Annotated in this window: 18 protein-coding genes and 1 pseudogene; 8 read left to right on the top strand and 11 right to left on the bottom strand. The window is 64.1% G+C overall.

Features of this window, described 5'->3' with window-relative positions:
* Positions 1-1493 precede the first annotated feature (1493 nt).
* Entirely contained in the window at positions 1494-1997 is a 504-nt protein-coding gene (locus ACQP2U_RS10270) for a hypothetical protein (protein ID WP_433714455.1), read from the top strand.
* Between the two features lie 3 nt (positions 1998-2000).
* On the opposite strand, the gene ACQP2U_RS10265 is transcribed toward ACQP2U_RS10270, so the two are convergent.
* Genes ACQP2U_RS10265 through ACQP2U_RS10255 form a run of 3 tightly spaced genes read right to left on the bottom strand, consistent with a single transcriptional unit; the run spans position 2001 to position 5804 of the window.
* Positions 2001-3773, bottom strand: a complete 1773-nt coding sequence (locus ACQP2U_RS10265; protein ID WP_433714454.1) for an SDR family oxidoreductase — start codon at positions 3771-3773, stop codon at positions 2001-2003.
* A gap of 25 nt (positions 3774-3798) precedes the next feature.
* The gene (locus tag ACQP2U_RS10260; RefSeq protein ID WP_433714453.1) at positions 3799-4890 is read right to left on the bottom strand and encodes a PDR/VanB family oxidoreductase; all 1092 of its coding nucleotides are present in this window, start codon (positions 4888-4890) and stop codon (positions 3799-3801) included.
* An 11-nt stretch (positions 4891-4901) separates the two neighbouring features.
* Positions 4902-5804, bottom strand: coding sequence for a metal-dependent hydrolase (locus tag ACQP2U_RS10255; RefSeq protein ID WP_433714452.1), 903 nt, complete (start codon positions 5802-5804; stop codon positions 4902-4904).
* 231 nt (positions 5805-6035) lie between these two features.
* Here ACQP2U_RS10255 and ACQP2U_RS10250 point away from each other — a divergent pair, with 231 nt between their 5' ends.
* The gene (locus ACQP2U_RS10250; protein ID WP_433714451.1) at positions 6036-7433 is read left to right on the top strand and encodes a WS/DGAT/MGAT family O-acyltransferase; all 1398 of its coding nucleotides are present in this window, start codon (positions 6036-6038) and stop codon (positions 7431-7433) included.
* Here ACQP2U_RS10250 and ACQP2U_RS10245 read toward each other — a convergent pair.
* On the bottom strand, positions 7430-8395 hold the full coding sequence (locus ACQP2U_RS10245) for an alpha/beta fold hydrolase (RefSeq protein WP_433714450.1): 966 nt from the start codon (positions 8393-8395) through the stop codon (positions 7430-7432). The genes ACQP2U_RS10250 and ACQP2U_RS10245 overlap by 4 nt on opposite strands.
* The gene (locus ACQP2U_RS10240) at positions 8392-8613 is read right to left on the bottom strand and encodes a hypothetical protein (protein WP_433714449.1); all 222 of its coding nucleotides are present in this window, start codon (positions 8611-8613) and stop codon (positions 8392-8394) included. The genes ACQP2U_RS10245 and ACQP2U_RS10240 overlap by 4 nt, the downstream gene beginning before the upstream one ends.
* Positions 8614-8725: 112 nt before the next feature.
* On the opposite strand from ACQP2U_RS10240, the gene ACQP2U_RS10235 reads away from it, so the two are divergent.
* Both ACQP2U_RS10235 and ACQP2U_RS10230 read left to right on the top strand, forming a co-directional pair.
* Positions 8726-9469, top strand: a complete 744-nt coding sequence (locus tag ACQP2U_RS10235) for a glucose 1-dehydrogenase (protein WP_433714448.1) — start codon at positions 8726-8728, stop codon at positions 9467-9469.
* Between the two features lie 289 nt (positions 9470-9758).
* A complete protein-coding gene (locus ACQP2U_RS10230) occupies positions 9759-9917 on the top strand; it encodes a hypothetical protein (protein WP_433714447.1) in 159 nt (52 codons plus the stop codon).
* A 106-nt stretch (positions 9918-10023) separates the two neighbouring features.
* On the opposite strand, the gene ACQP2U_RS10225 is transcribed toward ACQP2U_RS10230, so the two are convergent.
* Entirely contained in the window at positions 10024-10395 is a 372-nt protein-coding gene (locus ACQP2U_RS10225; protein ID WP_433714446.1) for a hypothetical protein, read from the bottom strand.
* A complete protein-coding gene (locus ACQP2U_RS10220; protein ID WP_397032985.1) occupies positions 10395-10754 on the bottom strand; it encodes a hypothetical protein in 360 nt (119 codons plus the stop codon). Before ACQP2U_RS10220 ends, ACQP2U_RS10225 begins: the two co-directional genes overlap by 1 nt.
* Positions 10755-11079: 325 nt before the next feature.
* Here ACQP2U_RS10220 and ACQP2U_RS10215 point away from each other — a divergent pair, with 325 nt between their 5' ends.
* Together ACQP2U_RS10215 and ACQP2U_RS10210 are read left to right on the top strand one after the other, a co-directional pair.
* Complete coding sequence (locus ACQP2U_RS10215) at positions 11080-11970, top strand: helix-turn-helix domain-containing protein (protein ID WP_433714445.1); 891 nt, start codon at positions 11080-11082, stop codon at positions 11968-11970.
* Positions 11967-12173 carry a DUF397 domain-containing protein gene (locus ACQP2U_RS10210; RefSeq protein ID WP_433714444.1) on the top strand — a complete coding sequence of 69 codons (207 nt, stop codon included), beginning with the start codon at positions 11967-11969 and terminating at the stop codon, positions 12171-12173. Before ACQP2U_RS10215 ends, ACQP2U_RS10210 begins: the two co-directional genes overlap by 4 nt.
* 162 nt (positions 12174-12335) lie before the next feature.
* Here ACQP2U_RS10210 and ACQP2U_RS10205 read toward each other — a convergent pair whose 3' ends face one another.
* On the bottom strand, positions 12336-12779 hold the full coding sequence (locus ACQP2U_RS10205) for a PIN domain-containing protein (RefSeq protein ID WP_433714443.1): 444 nt from the start codon (positions 12777-12779) through the stop codon (positions 12336-12338).
* The gene (locus ACQP2U_RS10200) at positions 12776-13006 is read right to left on the bottom strand and encodes a ribbon-helix-helix domain-containing protein (RefSeq protein ID WP_433714442.1); all 231 of its coding nucleotides are present in this window, start codon (positions 13004-13006) and stop codon (positions 12776-12778) included. Before ACQP2U_RS10200 ends, ACQP2U_RS10205 begins: the two co-directional genes overlap by 4 nt.
* A 185-nt stretch (positions 13007-13191) precedes the next feature.
* On the opposite strand from ACQP2U_RS10200, the gene ACQP2U_RS10195 reads away from it, so the two are divergent.
* Both ACQP2U_RS10195 and ACQP2U_RS10190 read left to right on the top strand, forming a co-directional pair.
* Positions 13192-14046, top strand: a complete 855-nt coding sequence (locus tag ACQP2U_RS10195) for an NAD(P)H-binding protein (protein ID WP_433714441.1) — start codon at positions 13192-13194, stop codon at positions 14044-14046.
* Positions 14047-14055: 9 nt separating this feature from the next.
* Positions 14056-14469, top strand: a pseudogene (locus ACQP2U_RS10190) (anthrone oxygenase family protein); the annotation flags it as partial.
* A gap of 26 nt (positions 14470-14495) precedes the next feature.
* On the opposite strand, the gene ACQP2U_RS10185 reads toward ACQP2U_RS10190, so the two are convergent.
* Together ACQP2U_RS10185 and ACQP2U_RS10180 are read right to left on the bottom strand one after the other, a co-directional pair.
* Positions 14496-15176, bottom strand: coding sequence for a TetR/AcrR family transcriptional regulator (locus ACQP2U_RS10185; RefSeq protein WP_433714440.1), 681 nt, complete (start codon positions 15174-15176; stop codon positions 14496-14498).
* Positions 15173-17437 carry an MMPL family transporter gene (locus tag ACQP2U_RS10180; protein WP_433714439.1) on the bottom strand — a complete coding sequence of 755 codons (2265 nt, stop codon included), beginning with the start codon at positions 17435-17437 and terminating at the stop codon, positions 15173-15175. Before ACQP2U_RS10180 ends, ACQP2U_RS10185 begins: the two co-directional genes overlap by 4 nt.
* Between the last annotated feature and the right edge of the window lie 21 nt (positions 17438-17458).

Genomic DNA, 17458 nt, shown 5'->3' with positions numbered 1-17458 from the left:
CGTGAACCAGCGCTGTCACTACGCCCCACCGCAGCTGCTACTGCTCGACAACATCTCCCCGGCCACACGCTAGAAGCCCGCAGCGCCCCAGTCTGGTGGCCGTCGGGCACCCGCCCGAAGCCCACGGCCCAGCCCTGGAACAGAACCATCAGGAACCACTCCCGCCGCAGCTGCTGCGTCCACCACAAGCACCGCAGCTGCTGTTGGAGCCACCCCTACCGCAACCGCTGCTGCCTCCCCGCGCAGCCGGAACCACCGGAGTCACTGCTATCCGAATCTCCGGCATCTCGAGACGAAGAACGACGTCCCCTGATCCACCCGAATCCGCGCCGCAGCAGCCGACTCGGCGGGTTTGATCCTGCCAGTGCCGCGTCCAGGTAGCTTCTGCGGTAACTGAGATCCGTCGAGCGCAGTCATATGCCGGTGCCTGCGGGGCCGTGTCGTGCCGCGTTTCGACTGCGCTCGGCGAGTGAGCCGGGACTGATAGCGCGGCAACGTATCCGGACGGGGCAGAGGAGCCCATGGGGCGCAGCGCTGTGGAACCAAAGATCAGAAACCACCCCATCGCAGCTACTGCCTCCGCCACAACCGCCCGCCGCCGCTGCCACTGGAGCCACCGCCACTACAGCCCGAACTGCCGGAGTCACTGCTACCCGAATCTCCGGAATCACCCTATGAAGAACTCGGCCCCCGATCCACCCGAACCCGCACCGCAGCGGCCAACTCAGCAGCTAGTCACCGGCAGCGAATCGAGGCGATCCCGCCCACGATCCCGGAGCCCAGGTACCACCGGGCCCAGCGCCGTGGAACCAACGCGATCAGGAACCGCCCCGGCGCAGCTGCTGCCTCCGCCACTGCCACAACCCCAGCCCCCCAGAGTCACTGCCAACCCAATCTCCTACATCCCACCACGAAGAACTCGGCCCCCGATCCACCCGAACCCGCACCGCAGCGTCCGACTCGGCTGGTTGGTCACCAGCAGCAAGAATCCGAAGATCCCGCCCGTGATGAGGGCCGTAATCAGGAAGACCAGCAGCAGAGCGGGCATTCAGGACCCGCCACCACCGCAGCTACTCCCACCACCGCCACAACTGCTCCCCCCACCTCCGCAACTACTGCTCCCACCGCTACAGCTGCTACCGCCACTACAGCTGCTGCCGCTGCCACCATCGTGTCCGTGCCCATGATCATGCCCGTGGCCATGCCCATGCCCCCCACCGTTGCCCGGATCGAACCCCATCCCAGAATCGAACCCGGCGGCCCCGTAAACCCACGGCGAGTCATTGGAACCCCCATACCCCATCTGCCCACGCGACGATGCCCTGTTGGTGGACCGCGTGATCAGAAACCCGACCAGTGCCGTGATGCCACCGCCGACCAGGAGGATGAGCAGCAGCAGTACAACGAAGAAAACCACCATTCCGAAATGGTATAGGCCCACTCCCATGAGCAAAGGCTCGCCGAACAATCGCCCATTCGCCGTAGAGTGAATCGTGGCTTTGTTACGAAACCGTCCCCAGCGCCGAATCGACCTGGGCGATGTCGACCGAGTAGTGGCCGCACTCGAATTTCCCGACGCGGTTTTCAAAACCAGTCCATGGCAGCCACGGGAACTGGTGGAAACCGGACTGCGGCAGTGGCTGCGCTGTTGTGGCGCTGCCATGCGCGACGGTCAGGTCATCGGTATGCCCTCCCATGCGGTGGATGAGGCCTGGCACGGATTCATTCTGTGCACGCAGATGTATGCCGCATTCTGCACCGAGGCATATGGCCGATTCCTCCATCATTTCCCGGAAGGCGTTGCGACGAAAGGCCCTTCGCACGGCTCCAAGGGCGAACAGCTCGGCCGCACGGTAGTCGCTTGGTCGATGGTCGCAAAGCCTGGCGAAGCGTGTGTGCTGTGGGATCTGGACAGCAAGGTGGGCGTCGAACACCCGTGGGGCATCGGCGCAGAGCGAGTTGCGGCCATCGAAGCCGAACTCGCGAGCACACCGTAGAAGCTAGGTGAGCTTCACCCGCGCGGCGAAGAACCGCACCACTGCCGGGGCGAACTTGTTGAACTGGTACTGCAGCCTGGCCTCCGGAGTGACCGGCACGATGCTGCGATCCCGTTCGACCGCACGCACGATCTGGGCCGCGACTTTATCCGGCCCGTAGCGCCGTGCCTGATACAGCTTGTCGTACCGCTCCTGCTTGCGCCGCTCCTCCTCCGCGCTGACACCCGAAAACCTCGTAGTGGCAACAATATTGGTGTGCACGATACCGGGGCAGATGGTGTGCACCGAGATTCCGCGCCCGGCCAGTTCGGCACGCAGGCAGTCGGAGAACATGAATACCGCTGACTTACTGGTGGCGTATGCGCTGAAGCCCTGCTGCGGACTGTAGGCCGCCATGCTGGACAGGTTGACGATATGCCCGCCGAGTCCGCGCTCGGCCATCGCCGCACCGAAGGCGCGGCACCCATTGACCACGCCGCCGAGATTGATCCGCATGACCCGATCGAACTCCGCCGACGGCGTATCGAAGAACCCACCGGCCTGCCCGATTCCGGCATTGTTGATCAGAATGTCGGGCACGCCGTGTGCGGCGAACACATCGACCGCATGCAAGTGCACTGCTTCCTCATCGGAGACATCGAGCTGATAGGCGTGCGCCACACCGCCTTCGGCGGCGATAAGCTCGCGCGTCTGCTTGGCCGCATCCAGATTGATATCCGACAGCACGATTTCCGCACCGAGCCGCGCGAATACCAGAGCCGTCTCGCGACCGATACCGCTGCCACCGCCGGTGATCAGCACGAGCCGATCTTCGAATCGCTGTCGGGTGCGCCCGATTTCGGCTCGACGCAGGCCGCGCGGCGCTGCACCGCCGGCGACCGCGTCGATGAGCTCGGTGGTCGCGGTGGCGAGCAATTCGGGATGGGAGAACGGCATCCAATGTCCGGCAGGTACATCGCGGCGCCAGAGCCGCGAAACCCATTTGCGCTCATCGTCATAGCCCGCGGGTCGTACCGCGACATCGCGACCGGCGACGATCAACTGGACCGGCACCTCGGTGCGCCGCTCTCGTGGCGCGAGCAGTCGCGGCAGGATATTGGCACGGTAGATGAGCAGGCCTTCGACGGCGTCGCGACGGAACGTCGGGCCGAGCACGATACTCGACGGCGCGGTGTCGTTCATGATCGAAACAATGCGCTGCCAGCGTTTTTCGTGCGCGACCACCCGGAAGACCTGATCGAGCCCCGGCGTCATGGAGAAGATCGTGTATCCCGACGACAGTGCCTGGGTGAGCGGCTGCCACAGATTGCGCGGCGTCGGCCGGGACAGCCTGGCACGCACCCACTTCGCGAGATGATCCAGGTTCGGCCCGGAAACCGAAGTGAACGAGGCGACCCGCTCGGTCGCTTCCGGTTCGCACACCGCCTCCCACACCTGAACCGAACCCCAGTCGTGCGCGAGGACGTGCACCGGCTGATCCGGGCTCACCGCGTCGGCGACGGCGAAGAAGTCACCGGCGAGTGCATCCAGGCGGAAGTCTCGGGCGCGCCGGGTGCGGGTGGACTCTCCGTGGCCGCGGGTGTCGTAGGTGACGACGTGGAAACGCTCGGTCAGCAGTGGCACCACCGCATTCCAGAGATGATGGGTATCCGGCCAACCATGCACCAGCACAATGGTTTCCGCGCTCGGATCGCCGTATTCGAAGACGGCGATGTCGAATTCGCCGTTGCGCACGATCCGCCGCGTCGCGGCCGAGTCCAGGTCGGTCGTCGTCATCGACGTAACTCCTCGGGGTTCCTACTCACAGGTCCAATACCAATCGCCCACCCCGCGAACGCGAGACGCAGACGAGCATCTCCCCCGCCTCGTGATCGGCGGCGGTGAGCACGCTCTCGCGATGCTCGGGTTCACCGGAGAGCACCCGCACTTTGCAGGTCCGGCAGAAACCCTGGCGACATGAATACGGTCGATCCGGGCGGCTCCGCAGAATCGCCTGTAGCGCCGATTCAGCCGCGGGCACCTCGACAACTTCACCGGTGGAGGCGAATTCGATCTCGAATGGCACACCATCGACGATCGGCGGCGGCGAAAACCGCTCGGAATGCAGTTCGACGCCGGGCATTTCGCGCACGGCCGCAGCGACGGCGGTGGTCATCGGAACCGGGCCGCAGCAGTACACAGCAGTATTGGAGGTGACCCCTGCGAGCAGTGTTGCGGCGTTGGGCACTCCGTGTTCGTCATCCGCGCGCACGGTGACCCGAGCGCCGAATCCCGCGATCTCGTCGAGAAACGGAATCGTGTCCCGGTTACGCCCGGTGTATACCATCGACCAGTCGATGCCGAGCCGCATCGCCAATCGCGCCATCGGCAGAATCGGCGTAACCCCGATCCCACCCGCGATGAAATGCACACGCGCAGCGGGTGATCCGTGACCGGGTACCGCGAACGGAAACGCATTGCGCGGACCGCGAACCACAATGCGCGATCCGACCGGCAGCTCGTCGTGCACTTCCACCGAACCGCCGCCGCCCGCTGGAATCCGGCGTACCGCGATCCGATACGCCCGGGTATCGGCCGGATCACCACACAGCGAGTACTGCCGCAACCGACCCGAAGGCAACTCCAGATCGAGATGCGCACCCGGTCGCCACGCAGGAAGTGCGCGCGCATCCGGCGATTCCAGCCGCAGGCTCACCACATCCTGGTCCTGCGCCTCGATGCGTCGACCGGTCACAACGAGCGTCAGCCGGTGATCATCGGCGGGCGGTGACAGATCGCGGCGGTTGATGATCGTGGTCCACCGCAGCCGCGCCGAGGCGACCGCATCGAGCACCCGTACGGCCCGATCCTCGTCGCACTTACCGAACAGATCGGCTGGCCGCTGCTCGGGCATCGGTCTCCAGTTCAAGACGCAACCGCCTGGGCCGCAGGGGATTTGGCCAGATACGCCACCGCCTGCGCGGTCGAACCGACGGATTCCGGATTGTAGCCGGGCTTGAATGTCGTCAGCGCACTCCACAGCAGCGAGGGCACACCGGGCAGCGCACCGCGCCACATTGCGCCGAAAACCCGAGTGATCAGGCGCGGATAACCGAGGTCGGGCAGCGCGGGATCCTGGTGCACCATGAATTTGGTGCCGCGCACCACCAGCGTGAGGAAAATCGGGAAGACGATCGTCATGATCGCCGCCCGTCGCACATAGCCCGCGCCGAAGTAGACAGCCACATCGTGGGCGACGTGCCGGTGCTCGACCTCCTCGGCACCGTGCCAGCGGAACAGGTCCGCCACGCGGGGGTCGGCGCCGAACTTTTCCAGATCGGCATTGAGCACCCAATCGCCGAGGTAGGCGAAGAAATGCTCCAGGCAGGCGATGATTACCAATCGCTCGACCATGACCTGGCGCTGCGCGACGCCATCGACATTCTTGGGCCCGAGCGACTTGCGGAAAAGGTATTCCGCCTGCCGCACATAAGGTTCCGGATCTATGCCGTTGGCGGCGAGTACCTCGTGCAGCACCTTGTCGTGGGTCTCGGCGTGCATGGATTCCTGACCGATGAAACCGAGCATGGCCTCGCGCAGTTTCTCGTCCTTCACATAGGGCAGCGCCTCGGAATACGCGGCGCAGAACATCCGCTCGCCCTCGGGCAGCAACAGGTTCAACGCATTGATCAGATGCGAGGCGATGGGTTCCGCGGGCATCCAATGCAAGGGAGTGTCCGCCCAGTCGAACCGCACATTGCGCGCGTTGAGGGCGATCTCGCCGGGATCGACATCGACCCGCCGCTGTGCCCTGCGAAGTAGCTTCATCGGTACTCCTTGATCTCACCGCCGCGCCTCAGCCCGAAAAAGACCGCGACATTGCGTACCTTCCTTCATCGCCGTAGCAATAATCATACACATATATGAAACCCTCGGTTACACACATGCTCGACCAGCGCGAACGCCGGCGGAAAGCCCCCTGACGATAGAACGCTCCACTGTGACCGAGATCCCCGCGATCAGGCAGTAAACTAGAACACGTTCTAGTAGGCTTTGGCTATGGAACGACTAACCGGACTGGATGCCAGCTTCCTGTATCTCGAGACCGAGACCCAGCACCTGCACGTCTGTGCACTGCTGATCCTGGATCCCACCGCAGGGGGCGCGCAGTACACCTTCGAAAAATTCAAAGCAGAACTCGGCCGCAGGCTGCGGCTGATCCCGCAGATGCGGCGGCGGATCCATGAGGTGCCGTTCAATCTCGACCATCCGGTCTGGGTGGAAGACCCGAATTTCGATTTGGACCATCACATCCGGCGCATCGAAACGCCGCGCCCGTTGGAACGTCGGGAACTCGCGGACTTGGTCGGCGAGATCGCCAGCGTGCCGATGGATCGCAGCCGTCCGCTGTGGGAGATGAGCGTGGTGGAGCACTTGTCGGACGGGAAAATGGCGGTGATCTGCAAGTACCACCATGCCGCCGTGGACGGCATCACCGGCGCCAACATGATGATGCATCTGTGCGATCTGGAGCCGGGGCTCAGCAAGACCGAACCGGCCGAGGAGTGGCACGCCGAACCCCAGCCCAGCGACTTGAAGCTGGCCGCCGCGGCGGTGCTCAACCTGCCGAATAAACTGGGCCTGTTCGGCATGGTGCCGAAAACCCTTGGCATGGTCGCTGGTTTCGCGCAGCGACGTCGAAACAGCCAGGCGGGCATGGCCTTACCGTTGACCGCACCACGAACCCCGTTCAACGGCGCGATCAGCCCGGATCGCGTGGTGGCCTGTGCCGAGACCGAGCTCGCCGCGATCAAGGAAATCAAGACCGCCTTCGATGTGAAAATCAACGATGTCGTCTTGACCATCGTGGCGGGCGTCCTGCGCACCTACCTGGACAAGCACGACGAGCTGCCCGACAAATCCCTGATCGCCTCGGTGCCGGTGTCAGTGCACGACGCTTCCCGGCACACCGCGGGCATCAATAAGGTCTCCTCGCTGTTCTGCCAGCTCGGCACCGATATCGCCGAGCCGGTGGAACGCCTGCGACAGGTCGCCGAGGCCAACCGCGACGCCAAACAGGAACACGAATTCGTCGGGGCGGATTTCCTGATGGACTGGTCGAAGTACGCTCCGCCGAACACCTTTCAGTTGGCCGCGCGCGTCTACTCGTCGCTGAAACTGGCCGAACTTCATCCGGTGGTGCACAACCTGGTGGTGTCGAATGTGCCGGGCCCCCCGATGCCATTGTATTTCCTCGGCCTTCAGGTCGAGGCCATGTATCCGTTCGGGCCGGTGTTCCACGGCGCGGGACTGACCGTCACCGCGCTGTCGAATAACGGTGATCTGGACTTCGGGTTCATCGCCTGCCGGGAACTGGTGCCCGATCTGCAGGTGATCGCTGATGCGGTTCCCGACGTTGTCGATGAATTGCTCGCCGCGGCACGCGATCTGGGCTAATGCCCGCCGCTGCCCTGTTCGCCATCGCCGCCGAACAGGGCCGCATTCGAAGTTTCCTTCAGTCTTGCGACAACGGCGGCGCAGGCCTCGAGCAGTACCGGTACGAAGCGGTCGGCCTCGAGCACGCAGGATGCGTGACCGGCCTTGACCAGATGAATGCTGGCACCGGGAATCATGGTCGCCATCTCCAGTTGCCGATAGACCGGAATCGCACGGTCACGCGTGGTGATCACGACGGCGGTCGGCATGCGCAGCGTGGAAAGCCAAGCGGTGGCATCGAATCGGCCGACCTCGGCGATGACCTGCGCCATGGCCCAACCGCTACTGCTGCGAAATTCGGTGAGCGCCCAGCGATTCAGCTTTCCCGGGGTCCACGTGCACTCCGGCAATTCGGGTAGCCGACCCACATACTCCGCCGCACGACGGTACGCATACGGGCCGATGGCTCCTGCCACCGCGCCGAAGGCCAGATGAAATGCGCGCTCGCGCAACTTTTCCTGGAACCGATACGGCGTCGCGCACAGCACCAGGCCGCTCACCCGATCCGAATGCCGTTGTGCGGCAAGCAATGCCACGACACCGCCCAGGGAGTATCCGGCCAGGATCGCACGCTCGATGCCGATCGCGTCCGCCACCGCGACGACGTCGTCGGCACAGTCCTGCACCGAGAACCGCTTCGAGCGGATGCCGCGGCCGTGCCAGCGCTGATCGAAGAGGATCACCCGGTAATGCTCGGCCAGCGCCTCGAGCGCCGGGAACCAGGTCAAGTAGCCCGTGCAGGCGGTGGCGTGCAGCAGGATCAGGGTCGGTGCACCCTCGGGGCCGGTGATATCGACGACGTAGGTGCGCCCGCGCCCCGGCAGCTCGACGAGCCGTCCACCGGGCACCTCGGCGATATCGGGCACCCCGGAACGCCGCGAGAACCGGCGCATGGCCACCGCCGCGGGATTCGAATTCGTCATCGTCGGCCTCCTCGCGGTCTTACTAGAACACGTTCTACATCGATGATGCCATAGAGGCCCGTTCGGGCGAGGGCGCGGACGACGCATTCGGCGATGCAGGCGGGCTTATCACCACCCTCGCGTTCGATGGTCGCGTGGACGACGACCTGCAGGCCGCCGGGAACCTCGTCGACGCTCACGATCCGAGCGCGGCCACGGATGCGGGAACCGGCGGACACGAGAGATCGCACAGTAGTGCGCAGTCCCGTTGGTCGATACCGAACCAAGAGCGGAGCGACAATCCTCTGTAACGTGTTTCAGTAAGTTCACGGGGATCGAGAGGAGGCCGCGATGGGGCGGTTGACCGGCAAGGTGGCACTGATCAGTGGCGGTGCGCGGGGTATGGGCGCCGCCCACGCGCGGGCGCTGGTGGCAGAGGATGCACGGGTGCTGCTCGGCGACATCCTCGACGAGGAGGGCGCGGCACTGGCCAAGGAGATCGGCGACAATGCCGCCTATGTCCATCTCGATGTACGCGAAAAGCAGCAGTGGCAGGATGCGGTCGCCGAGGCCGTGCAGTGCTTCGGGTCGCTGAATGTTTTGGTGAACAATGCCGGGATCGTCAATGGCAATCTGCTCGTCGACTTCGAATTGGCCGAGTGGCGCAAGATCATCGATATCAATTTGACCGGGACCTTCCTCGGCATGCAGGCCGCCACGCCCGCAATGATCGAGGCGGGCGGCGGTTCGGTCATCAATATTTCCTCGGTCGAGGGCATGCGCGGCAGCCCCGGCCTGCACGGGTACACCGCCACCAAATTCGCGGTGCGCGGACTCACCAAATCGACCGCACTCGAGTTGGCGCAGTATGGAATTCGGGTGAATTCGATCCATCCCGGAATGATCCGGACGCCGATGACCGAGGGTATTCCGGAGGATTTCCTGCAGATCCCGCTCGGGCGCGCCGCCGATCCATCCGAAGTGTCCGCGCTGGTGACCTACCTGGCCAGCGACGAATCGTCCTATTCGACCGGTGCCGAATTCGTCATCGATGGCGGGCTGACCGTAGGAGTTCCACACAAGACGTTCTCGTGAACGCTACTTCGCGCCAGCGGGCAGCCTACCGATCGACGACTCACGCGGCGTGAACACACTTGTCTGCCAGGGTATTTCGACGCTGCTATGACATCGATCCGTTCGAGGTTGCCGCTGTAGACGCGCTCACCGTCGATGTCCAAGAGTTGCCCCGCACGGCGGCTGATCGTCACCGACCAGTCGATATCGGGCATGGGCTCGAGGAAACGCGCTCACGTAGCAATCGAATCCGGATGCGGTGCGTTCACCACGGTCTCCCCCACAGTCTGTGACGGCGTGCGGAATCGGGGTGGATACGACCGGCCGCTACCAGCGCGTCGAACGCGGCGTGCTTGCGGGCGCAATCGTGGTCGCGGTGCAGTTGCATCGCGAGATGGGCGTCGGCCAGGGTGAACGGGTGATCGGGCGGGCCGCACGTCCATGCCTTCGGCCATTCGATCGGACGTAGACGGCAGCGACCCGCGGCGGGCCGGTGGCGTCGCGGTCGGTCGACCGGCCACACGCAAGCAACCCCGACCATCGCGAACGCACCGCCCCCGATGACCGCGAGCACGCTATGCACCACCTGCCACGTGCCCATGGTCGGTCACCGCCCGCCATCCCTGGTCCGATCGGGTCGCTGGTACCGCTAGTTGCGTGAGCCCGTCGAGCACCTGCTGGAACGTGTGGAGTCCGGGCGTGCCGATGGGCAGGCAATACTCGATGGTCTCGGCCGGGAAAGCGATGCCGCGCCGGTGGGCGCGCTCGCGCGGGCTCAACGCCTGCGGCGTGATCCGACCGTGCCGCACGAGTGTGTAGAAGGCCGCCCACTTCCACGCGCACCGCTCGATCCGGCACGCGCGGTGTTGCCGCATCTGCTGGTGCGCCAACTCGACCTCGGCGCGGCCGCAGATGGTGGGTGTGATGAGGATGGTGTCGTCGGTCATCACTCCACTTCCTGTTCGACGCTGGGCCCGGACATACCGGAGCGCATCCAGATGCCTTGCGGGCAAACGGTTTCCAAATCAAACCCCGCGTCGCAGATCAAGGACGGTCGACAGCCGACATGCTCGAGGTCGAAGACAACGATCACCTCGACCTCGAGACCGGCCGCCAGCCTGAGCGCATACCCGATCGGATCATCGATATCGTCCGGTGGCCGAGCCGTGTAGACGTACTGGTAGCCGCGCGTATCCGCATGCCGCCGAACATCGGTGGCGTGGCGTGGCGCATCCGGACCGGACACGTCATCGCGGACGAACCCGATGGCTTTTGGTTTGTCGCTGGTGGATTGCGTATGTGTCATAGTTCCCCCGGAACGTGGTCGGTGGTCGGTATCTACGTCCGGCGACAACAACCGCCATCGCGCGCGGGCACGTGATCCGAGCCGCGCAGCCGGATAGCTGAAGTTGTTGTGGCTCCAGTAGATTGGCGCTGTTCTCGTGGAGCCGACCTGCGGTGTCATCCGAACGTCGGGGCCAAGCACACCACGAACTTCGAGTGAAATACGCGCTTCCGGAAGTTCCGGACCCAATTGGCCCGAATCACCAAGAAGAGGTCCACCGCCCACGTAAAGTCCCTCCCGCGTTCGGGTTTCGTTTCGTTCCGCTTCTGCAAAGGATGCAAACACCATGACCAGCGACGATGAACCCTCGACCCTGCCCAGGCGACAACTGGGACGTTTCCTGCGCGAGGCGCGCGAAGGCACCGGGCTATCGCTCGAACGAGCCTCTCACCTGGTGGAACTGAGTAAGACCGCCCTGCATCGCCTCGAGACCGGCGGTGTCAAGAAGTCCCGTATCCGCGACATTCAAGCGCTGTGCGAACTGTACGAGGTCAAACCGGCCGACATCGACCGCGCCGTCGAACTCGCCAAACAAGCACGGGTCACCTCGTGGTACACCGCATTCGGCGGGCTCTACAGCGATGCGACGTTCAACATGTACGTCGAACTCGCGGCTGCCGCACGTCAACTGATCGCGTACCACGAGATCGTGCTCGGGCTCGTCCAGACCGCTGACTATGCGCGGGCGCTGATCAGCGCGTTCTACCGTGACAGCGATCCGGAAGACATCGAACGCCGGGTCGAGTTGCGGTTGAAGCGGCAAACTATCGTCACCCGCAAAGCCGATCCGGTGAAACTCGAACTGCTGCTGCATGAATCGGCGCTGCACCGCGTTGTCGGCGGGCCGAAGGTGATGGCCGCACAGCTGAATCATTTGGCCGAGATCGGCAAGCTGCCGAACGTCTCGATCCGTATACATCCGTACGTCGGCGGATGCGCGTTGGGTGTGCTACATGGTCCGTTCGTGCTCCTCGACTTCGGCACAGACGCCAAGGGCCACACAGTGGAACCCCCGTTGGTCTATCTCGAAGGGAACGGGAAGCCGGACTTGTACCTGGAACACACCGATGACTTCCGCCGCTACCATGACATTGCTTCGGCCATACGGAGTACAGCACTGGATGAGACGCAAACGCGAGAACTGCTCAGGCGGGCAGCAAGGAGTTACAGAGCGTGAATACCGAACTATCCAAAGCGAATTGGTTCAAGAGCAGCCACAGCGGCGGCCAGACCGACTGTGTCGAGGTGGCATGGCTCGATGGAGGCAGCGTCGGCATTCGTGACTCGAAGAACCCAACCGGCCCAGCACTGATCTTCGCCCCGGGCGAATGGGATGCGTTCACAGCAGGCGTCACCAACGAAGAGTTCAATCCCGTCTGAGCTAGGCAGAATTCGAGCACCACAACGGCCCCGTGCGACGAGCCCAAGCGTCGCAACGGGGCCGTCTGCTGTCACCCCTGAAAGATTTCTCGCAACAGGTTCGATGGCACCGTAATCATGGGTCGTACGCGGATGTTGCAGGAGGTATGCCCGACCGGAAATTCATTCATCCTGCAGAAGTAGCCGAAACGACGGGTGGGCGGGGGTGAGTGGCCTGAGAGCGCGAAAGTCCTTCTCGTCCAACGTAAGGAGGTCATTTGTAAGGTAACGCTCGGCGAGTACCACAGTGACAGCGTCGGCCAGGTCCAGGCGAAGCCCGCGATACTGTTCGATGATCTTCTGCGCCACTCGAAGATCATCACGGTCGACCGCCGGAACGAGTACCGCGCCCTCCTCGGCCGAGGTGAGCAGGTCGTCGAGGACGAGATCGGCGATACGACGATCCTTGCCAAACCTCGCGATCAGCAAATGATCGATCTCGTCGAGCACCAGCGGCGACACGACGGCCACCGAGGTAGCCAGGAAATCTCGCGCGCGGGTGTGCAACTCGGCGGCACGATCGTAGGCGGCGATGATGGCCGAGGTGTCAGCGATGAAGAAGCTCACTTCCCGTATGCCTCGCCGAGAAGTTCTGCACTGTCGGCGGCGAAGTTCGGATCACCGGAGTCGAACGACGGCCATGGCCGACTGCGGCGAACCTGGTGCGCGCGGAGCAACACGAGGGCGATTCCCTCCCGGATCAGGTCGGCTTCCGATCGTCCAGACTCCTCGGCGGCCTGCTTGAGGCGTGCAGCCTGCTCCGCTTCGAGATACACGCTAGTTTTGGTCTTCATAGAATGTAGGGTACAACGTAGGGCACTCCCGGCGCACCCTGCGGCTGATGCGCGCGACCGGACGCTCCGCGCCCACCTCGTCGACGGGTGCGCACTCCAATGTTACGGAAGCCATATCTCAATGACGCTCCAGCTAATGTAATATGAAAGTCGTACAATATGATTCTCAGAGAGATGGGAGTGTCATGATCCTTGTCACCGGAGCTACTGGAACCGTCGGCCGTCCACTCGTCGAACTGCTTGCCACACAAGGCGTTCAGGTACGAGCCGTCACCCGGTCCCCCGAAAGTGCCACACTGCCCGCCGGGGTCGAGGTGGTGGCCGGTGATCCGGCCTGGCCGGACACTGTTGCCGATGCTCTCGACGGTGTGGCCGCGGCATTCCTGCACCCACGGGCCGTGGGCGATGCCGCCTTCGACTTCGCGGAACTGGCCGGTAAGCGTGGCGTGCGCAGGCTGGTCGCCCTCTCCGCCATCAATATCGACGACCCGCTCGCCGCACAGCCGTCCCGCTTCCGTGGCGACCGGAACAAGGAAGCCGAGCAGGCAGTAGCGGATAGCGGTCTGGAGTGGGTGAGCCTGCGCGCCAGCAGCTTTGCCAGCAATGTCGTGCAGAGCGGCTGGGATGCCCAGATTCGCGCGGGCGATGTGGTGCGCGGGCCCTTCGCCGAATTCGCCGAAAGTCCGCTGCACGAGCGCGATATCGCGGCGGTCGCGGCGCATGCCCTCCTGACCGATGATCTGCTGAGCCGACGAGTGGAACTGACTGGGCCCCAATCGCTTACGCATGCCGATATGGTTCGGATCATTGGCGAGGTCATCGGTAGGCCGCTGCGCTATGAAGAAGTTCCCGCCGCCGTGGTGCGGCAAGGCATGGTGGCGCGCGGCTTTCCGGAGGATTTCGTCGACTCCCTGCTGACGCGCTACGCCGACGGCGTCGGCCAGCCCGCACCCGTCACCAATGATGTCGAGAAAATCCTCGGCAGCACAAGAAATTTCGCTGAGTGGGCCGCCGAGCACGCTGCCGCCTTCCGGAATTGAGTGCGAACCATGCGCGCAATCGCCCAATTCGCGGCCCAGATTTTCAGCGGTGTCTTCGCCGGATTCCTTATCGCCGTCCTCGTCCTCGAACTATCAATGCGTGACGCCAGCGCTGCCGTCTATACCCAGGTCCGGCAGATCGAACTGGAATGGCTCGACGTCCTCGCCAGCGCCACCCTGCTACCCGCTCTGATCGCGACCGCCTTCATCATCGCGATCCGCGTCCGCGCCCGCAGTCCGGTCCGCTGGCTCCCGATCATTGCGTTCGCCCTGCTCGCGGGCGTGCTGATCCTGACAGTCATCGTCAACCTGCCGATCAATGCCGACCAACGCGACTGGCTCGTCACCGTGGCGCCCGATGACTGGGCAACCGTCCGCGACCGCTGGCAGCTCGCCCATGCGGTGCGAACGGTAGCCGCGACCCTCGCCTTCGCGGCCCTCAGCGCGGCTCAGGACACCCGACGGTTCTGCACCGCCCACTCGGCGAGGGCATCGGCGGACACGTCCACACCGAGCACGCTATCGATGACAACCCGACCGACACAGATCGAGCGCATTACCCGATCGGTGAAGGCCTCCACATCACCCCAGGGCAAATAGGGTTTCGCGATCAGCAGCGAGGCGATGCCGTGCGCGCTCGTCCACAGCTCCAAGACGACCGGCACCGGGTCGCCGGGAGCGATCACACCGAGGTTCATGCACTCGGTGATTGTCGCCGCGAAGTGGGCGAAGGCGCTGCTGGTCAGCACTTGGTCGACCGCGCCCGCCGTCTCGCCGGGCGTCATGGCCAGGCGGTACTGCTCGGGATGCTCCCTGGCGAACCGGACATACGCCAGGCCCTGTTGACGCAAACGCTCCATCGGCGACTCGTTCGGATCGGATGCGGCCAGCATTTCCGCGTTCAGATCCTCGAATACTTGGGCCACCACCGACTCGATCAGCTGATCTTTGTCCGCGAAATGGCGGTATATGGACGGTGGGGTGACGCCGACGATCTTGGCGATCTGCCGGATCGACACCGCGTCTACATGCCCGCTACGAGCCAGTAATTTCCTTGTGGCATCGAGGATTTCGGCACGTAGTTCCGCACCGGAGCCACGTGCCGAACGCTGCCTCGGAGTAAAATTCACGGTCGTCCGGCTAGTTGGTGTTTATCGGATTCGTTTGCGCCCAGCAATGTTTCGCCCTCGCTCAAACCGATCTTGGTGTGCAGCTTGGCGAGCGGCACGGGGGCCCACCAGTTCGCGGTGCCGAGCAGCCGCATGAGTGCGGGCGCGAGCAGGCCGCGGATCAGCGTAGCGTCCGCGAGCACCGTCAAAGTCAGCCCCAGGCCCGTCATCTGGATGAACGATACCTTCGAGGTGACCATGGCTGCCATCACGATAGCCATCAAAAGTGCGGCCGCGGTGAAGATCCGGCCGGTGCGCGCGACGCCCAGCGCGACCGCGCGAGCGTTGTCCGCAGCGGTGCGCCCCGAGGCCAGCCACTCCTCGCGAATGCGCGAGAGCAGGAATACCTCATAGTCCATGGACATTCCGAAGGCGAGACAGAACATCAGGATCGGCATGGTCGGGACGAGATATCCGGTCGCTTCATTGCCGAAAACGCTGGACAAATGCCCGTTCTGGAAGATCCAGACCATTGCGCCGAACGCTGCGGTCAACGAAAGCGTATTGAGGGCAAGGGCTTTCAGCGGCAGCAGCACACTGCCGGTGAACAGGAACAGCACCACGAAGGCGGCGAGGGCGATCAGCGCGCCGGCCAGCGGGAGTCGCGCCCCCAGTGCGTCGAGGGAGTCGCGATTGATCGCGGCGCTGCCGCCGAAGAGCGCCGGTCCCGGGCTCGGGACGTCGCGCAGCCGGTCCAGCTGCGTCTTACCCGCGGCGGTGAACGGATCGACCGTCGTCGCGACAGTGAGGAATGCGCCGGTGTCATTCGTCATCTGCGGCGATCCGAGCGCGACCTTCAAGCCGCGGCTATATAGACCGGCACCCGACAGCACTCCGGACACGCCGTCCACCTTCGACAGCGCGGCGGCGTAGTCGCCGATGGCGGCCGGATTTCCGTGGTAGTCGTCGAGCACCACGGTGGCATTGGTCGCGGCGTTGGATTGGAAGTCGGAGCGCAGTGCGTCGCCGACCGTGCGGCTGGTGGCGGAGGCCCCCGCATTGAGGACGCGGTCATCCGGATAGCCGAATTTCACGCCGAGGAACGGGGACCCGATCGCCAGCATCAGCACGATGATCGCGATGGCGACCGGTGCGGCGTGGCGCATAACCCACTGCACCGTGCGGTACCAGAAGTTCTGCTCCGGAGCGCGCTCAACGTGCACGGCACGGCCGAGCAAGCGCGCCAATGGCTTTCGCAGATCCAATGCGTTGACCCGATGCCCCAGCAGCATCAGCACCGCGGGCAGGATCAGGATCGATGCGGCGGCGGCCGCGGCGACCACCGCAACGCCCGCGTAGGCGAAGGATTTGAGGAAGTACAGATTGAAGACGCCCAACGCGGCCACCGACAAGGCGACGGTCAGCGCCGAATACAGCACTGTGCGTCCCGCCGTCTGCACCGCGCGCACCACGGCCGCCTCGATATCGAGACCATTGCCGAGTTCTTCGCGGTAGCGGCTGACAATGAACAGGCTGTAGTCGATCGCGAGCGCAAGACCCAATGCCGTGGTCAAATTCAGCGCGTAAATCGACACATCGGTGAAGACCGTGAGGGTGCGCAGGATCGCCAGCGTCGTCAAGATCGCGAAGATCCCGACGGCCAGCGGCAGGAAGGCCGCGACCAAGCTGCCGAACACCAGGATCAACACGATGAACGACAGCGGGATAGCCACGCTCTCGGCGACCGCGAGATCATGGGTGATCTGCTCGTTCGAGTCGTGGTAGATGGAGCTGAGGCCGCCCTGATAGATGCTGACGCCGTCCTTGGTGCCAGTGACTTCGTCGGCGATAGCACCGGCGGTCCGCTGGGCCACGGACTCCTCGCCGGTGATATATCCGAGCACCAATGCGCTCTTACCGTCTTTGCTGCGCAATACCGACGACAGTGTTTGCGGCGCGTTCCAATAGGACTGGATGCCGATCACATCACCGCGCGAGCGCAGGGTGTCGGTCAACTTCGCACCCGCGGCCTTGGCGGCCGGACTGTCCGCGCCGGATTCGTCGCGCACCAGCAGGATGAGGTTCGGTTCCGCGCCGCCGAAGTTATCCGCGATCAACTTGGTAACCTGCGTGGATTCGGCGTCGCCCGGAGTGAAACCAGCGGTCTTCATATGCGAGGTCGCCGTGGCACCGAATACACCGCAGAGTACGGCCAGCAGTGCGGCGGCGAGCAGGATCGTCTTCGGATGCCTGGTGGCCAGATGGGCGATCCGTACCAGCATGAGCGACTCCCCTAGTTCGAC

Origin of the sequence: Nocardia sp. CA-084685, from assembly GCF_050955785.1 — a bacterium.
GTDB lineage: Bacteria > Actinomycetota > Actinomycetes > Mycobacteriales > Mycobacteriaceae > Nocardia.
The sequence above is the reverse complement of the archived record's forward strand: the minus strand, read 5'-3'. Positions and strand labels throughout refer to the sequence as shown.

Coding starts and splice junctions, on each gene's coding strand:
- ACQP2U_RS10260 (WP_433714453.1), bottom strand. CDS start 4,890: ATGCCCGAGCAGCGGCCAGCCGATCTGTTCGGTAAGTGCGACGAGGAT.
- ACQP2U_RS10200 (WP_433714442.1), bottom strand. CDS start 13,006: ATGAAGACCAAAACTAGCGTGTATCTCGAAGCGGAGCAGGCTGCACGC.
- ACQP2U_RS10180 (WP_433714439.1), bottom strand. CDS start 17,437: ATGCTGGTACGGATCGCCCATCTGGCCACCAGGCATCCGAAGACGATC.
- ACQP2U_RS10235 (WP_433714448.1), top strand. CDS start 8,726: ATGGGGCGGTTGACCGGCAAGGTGGCACTGATCAGTGGCGGTGCGCGG.
- ACQP2U_RS10245 (WP_433714450.1), bottom strand. CDS start 8,395: ATGACGAATTCGAATCCCGCGGCGGTGGCCATGCGCCGGTTCTCGCGG.
- ACQP2U_RS10215 (WP_433714445.1), top strand. CDS start 11,080: ATGACCAGCGACGATGAACCCTCGACCCTGCCCAGGCGACAACTGGGA.
- ACQP2U_RS10225 (WP_433714446.1), bottom strand. CDS start 10,395: ATGACCGACGACACCATCCTCATCACACCCACCATCTGCGGCCGCGCC.
- ACQP2U_RS10250 (WP_433714451.1), top strand. CDS start 6,036: ATGGAACGACTAACCGGACTGGATGCCAGCTTCCTGTATCTCGAGACC.
- ACQP2U_RS10265 (WP_433714454.1), bottom strand. CDS start 3,773: ATGACGACGACCGACCTGGACTCGGCCGCGACGCGGCGGATCGTGCGC.
- ACQP2U_RS10220 (WP_397032985.1), bottom strand. CDS start 10,754: ATGACACATACGCAATCCACCAGCGACAAACCAAAAGCCATCGGGTTC.
- ACQP2U_RS10255 (WP_433714452.1), bottom strand. CDS start 5,804: ATGAAGCTACTTCGCAGGGCACAGCGGCGGGTCGATGTCGATCCCGGC.
- ACQP2U_RS10195 (WP_433714441.1), top strand. CDS start 13,192: ATGATCCTTGTCACCGGAGCTACTGGAACCGTCGGCCGTCCACTCGTC.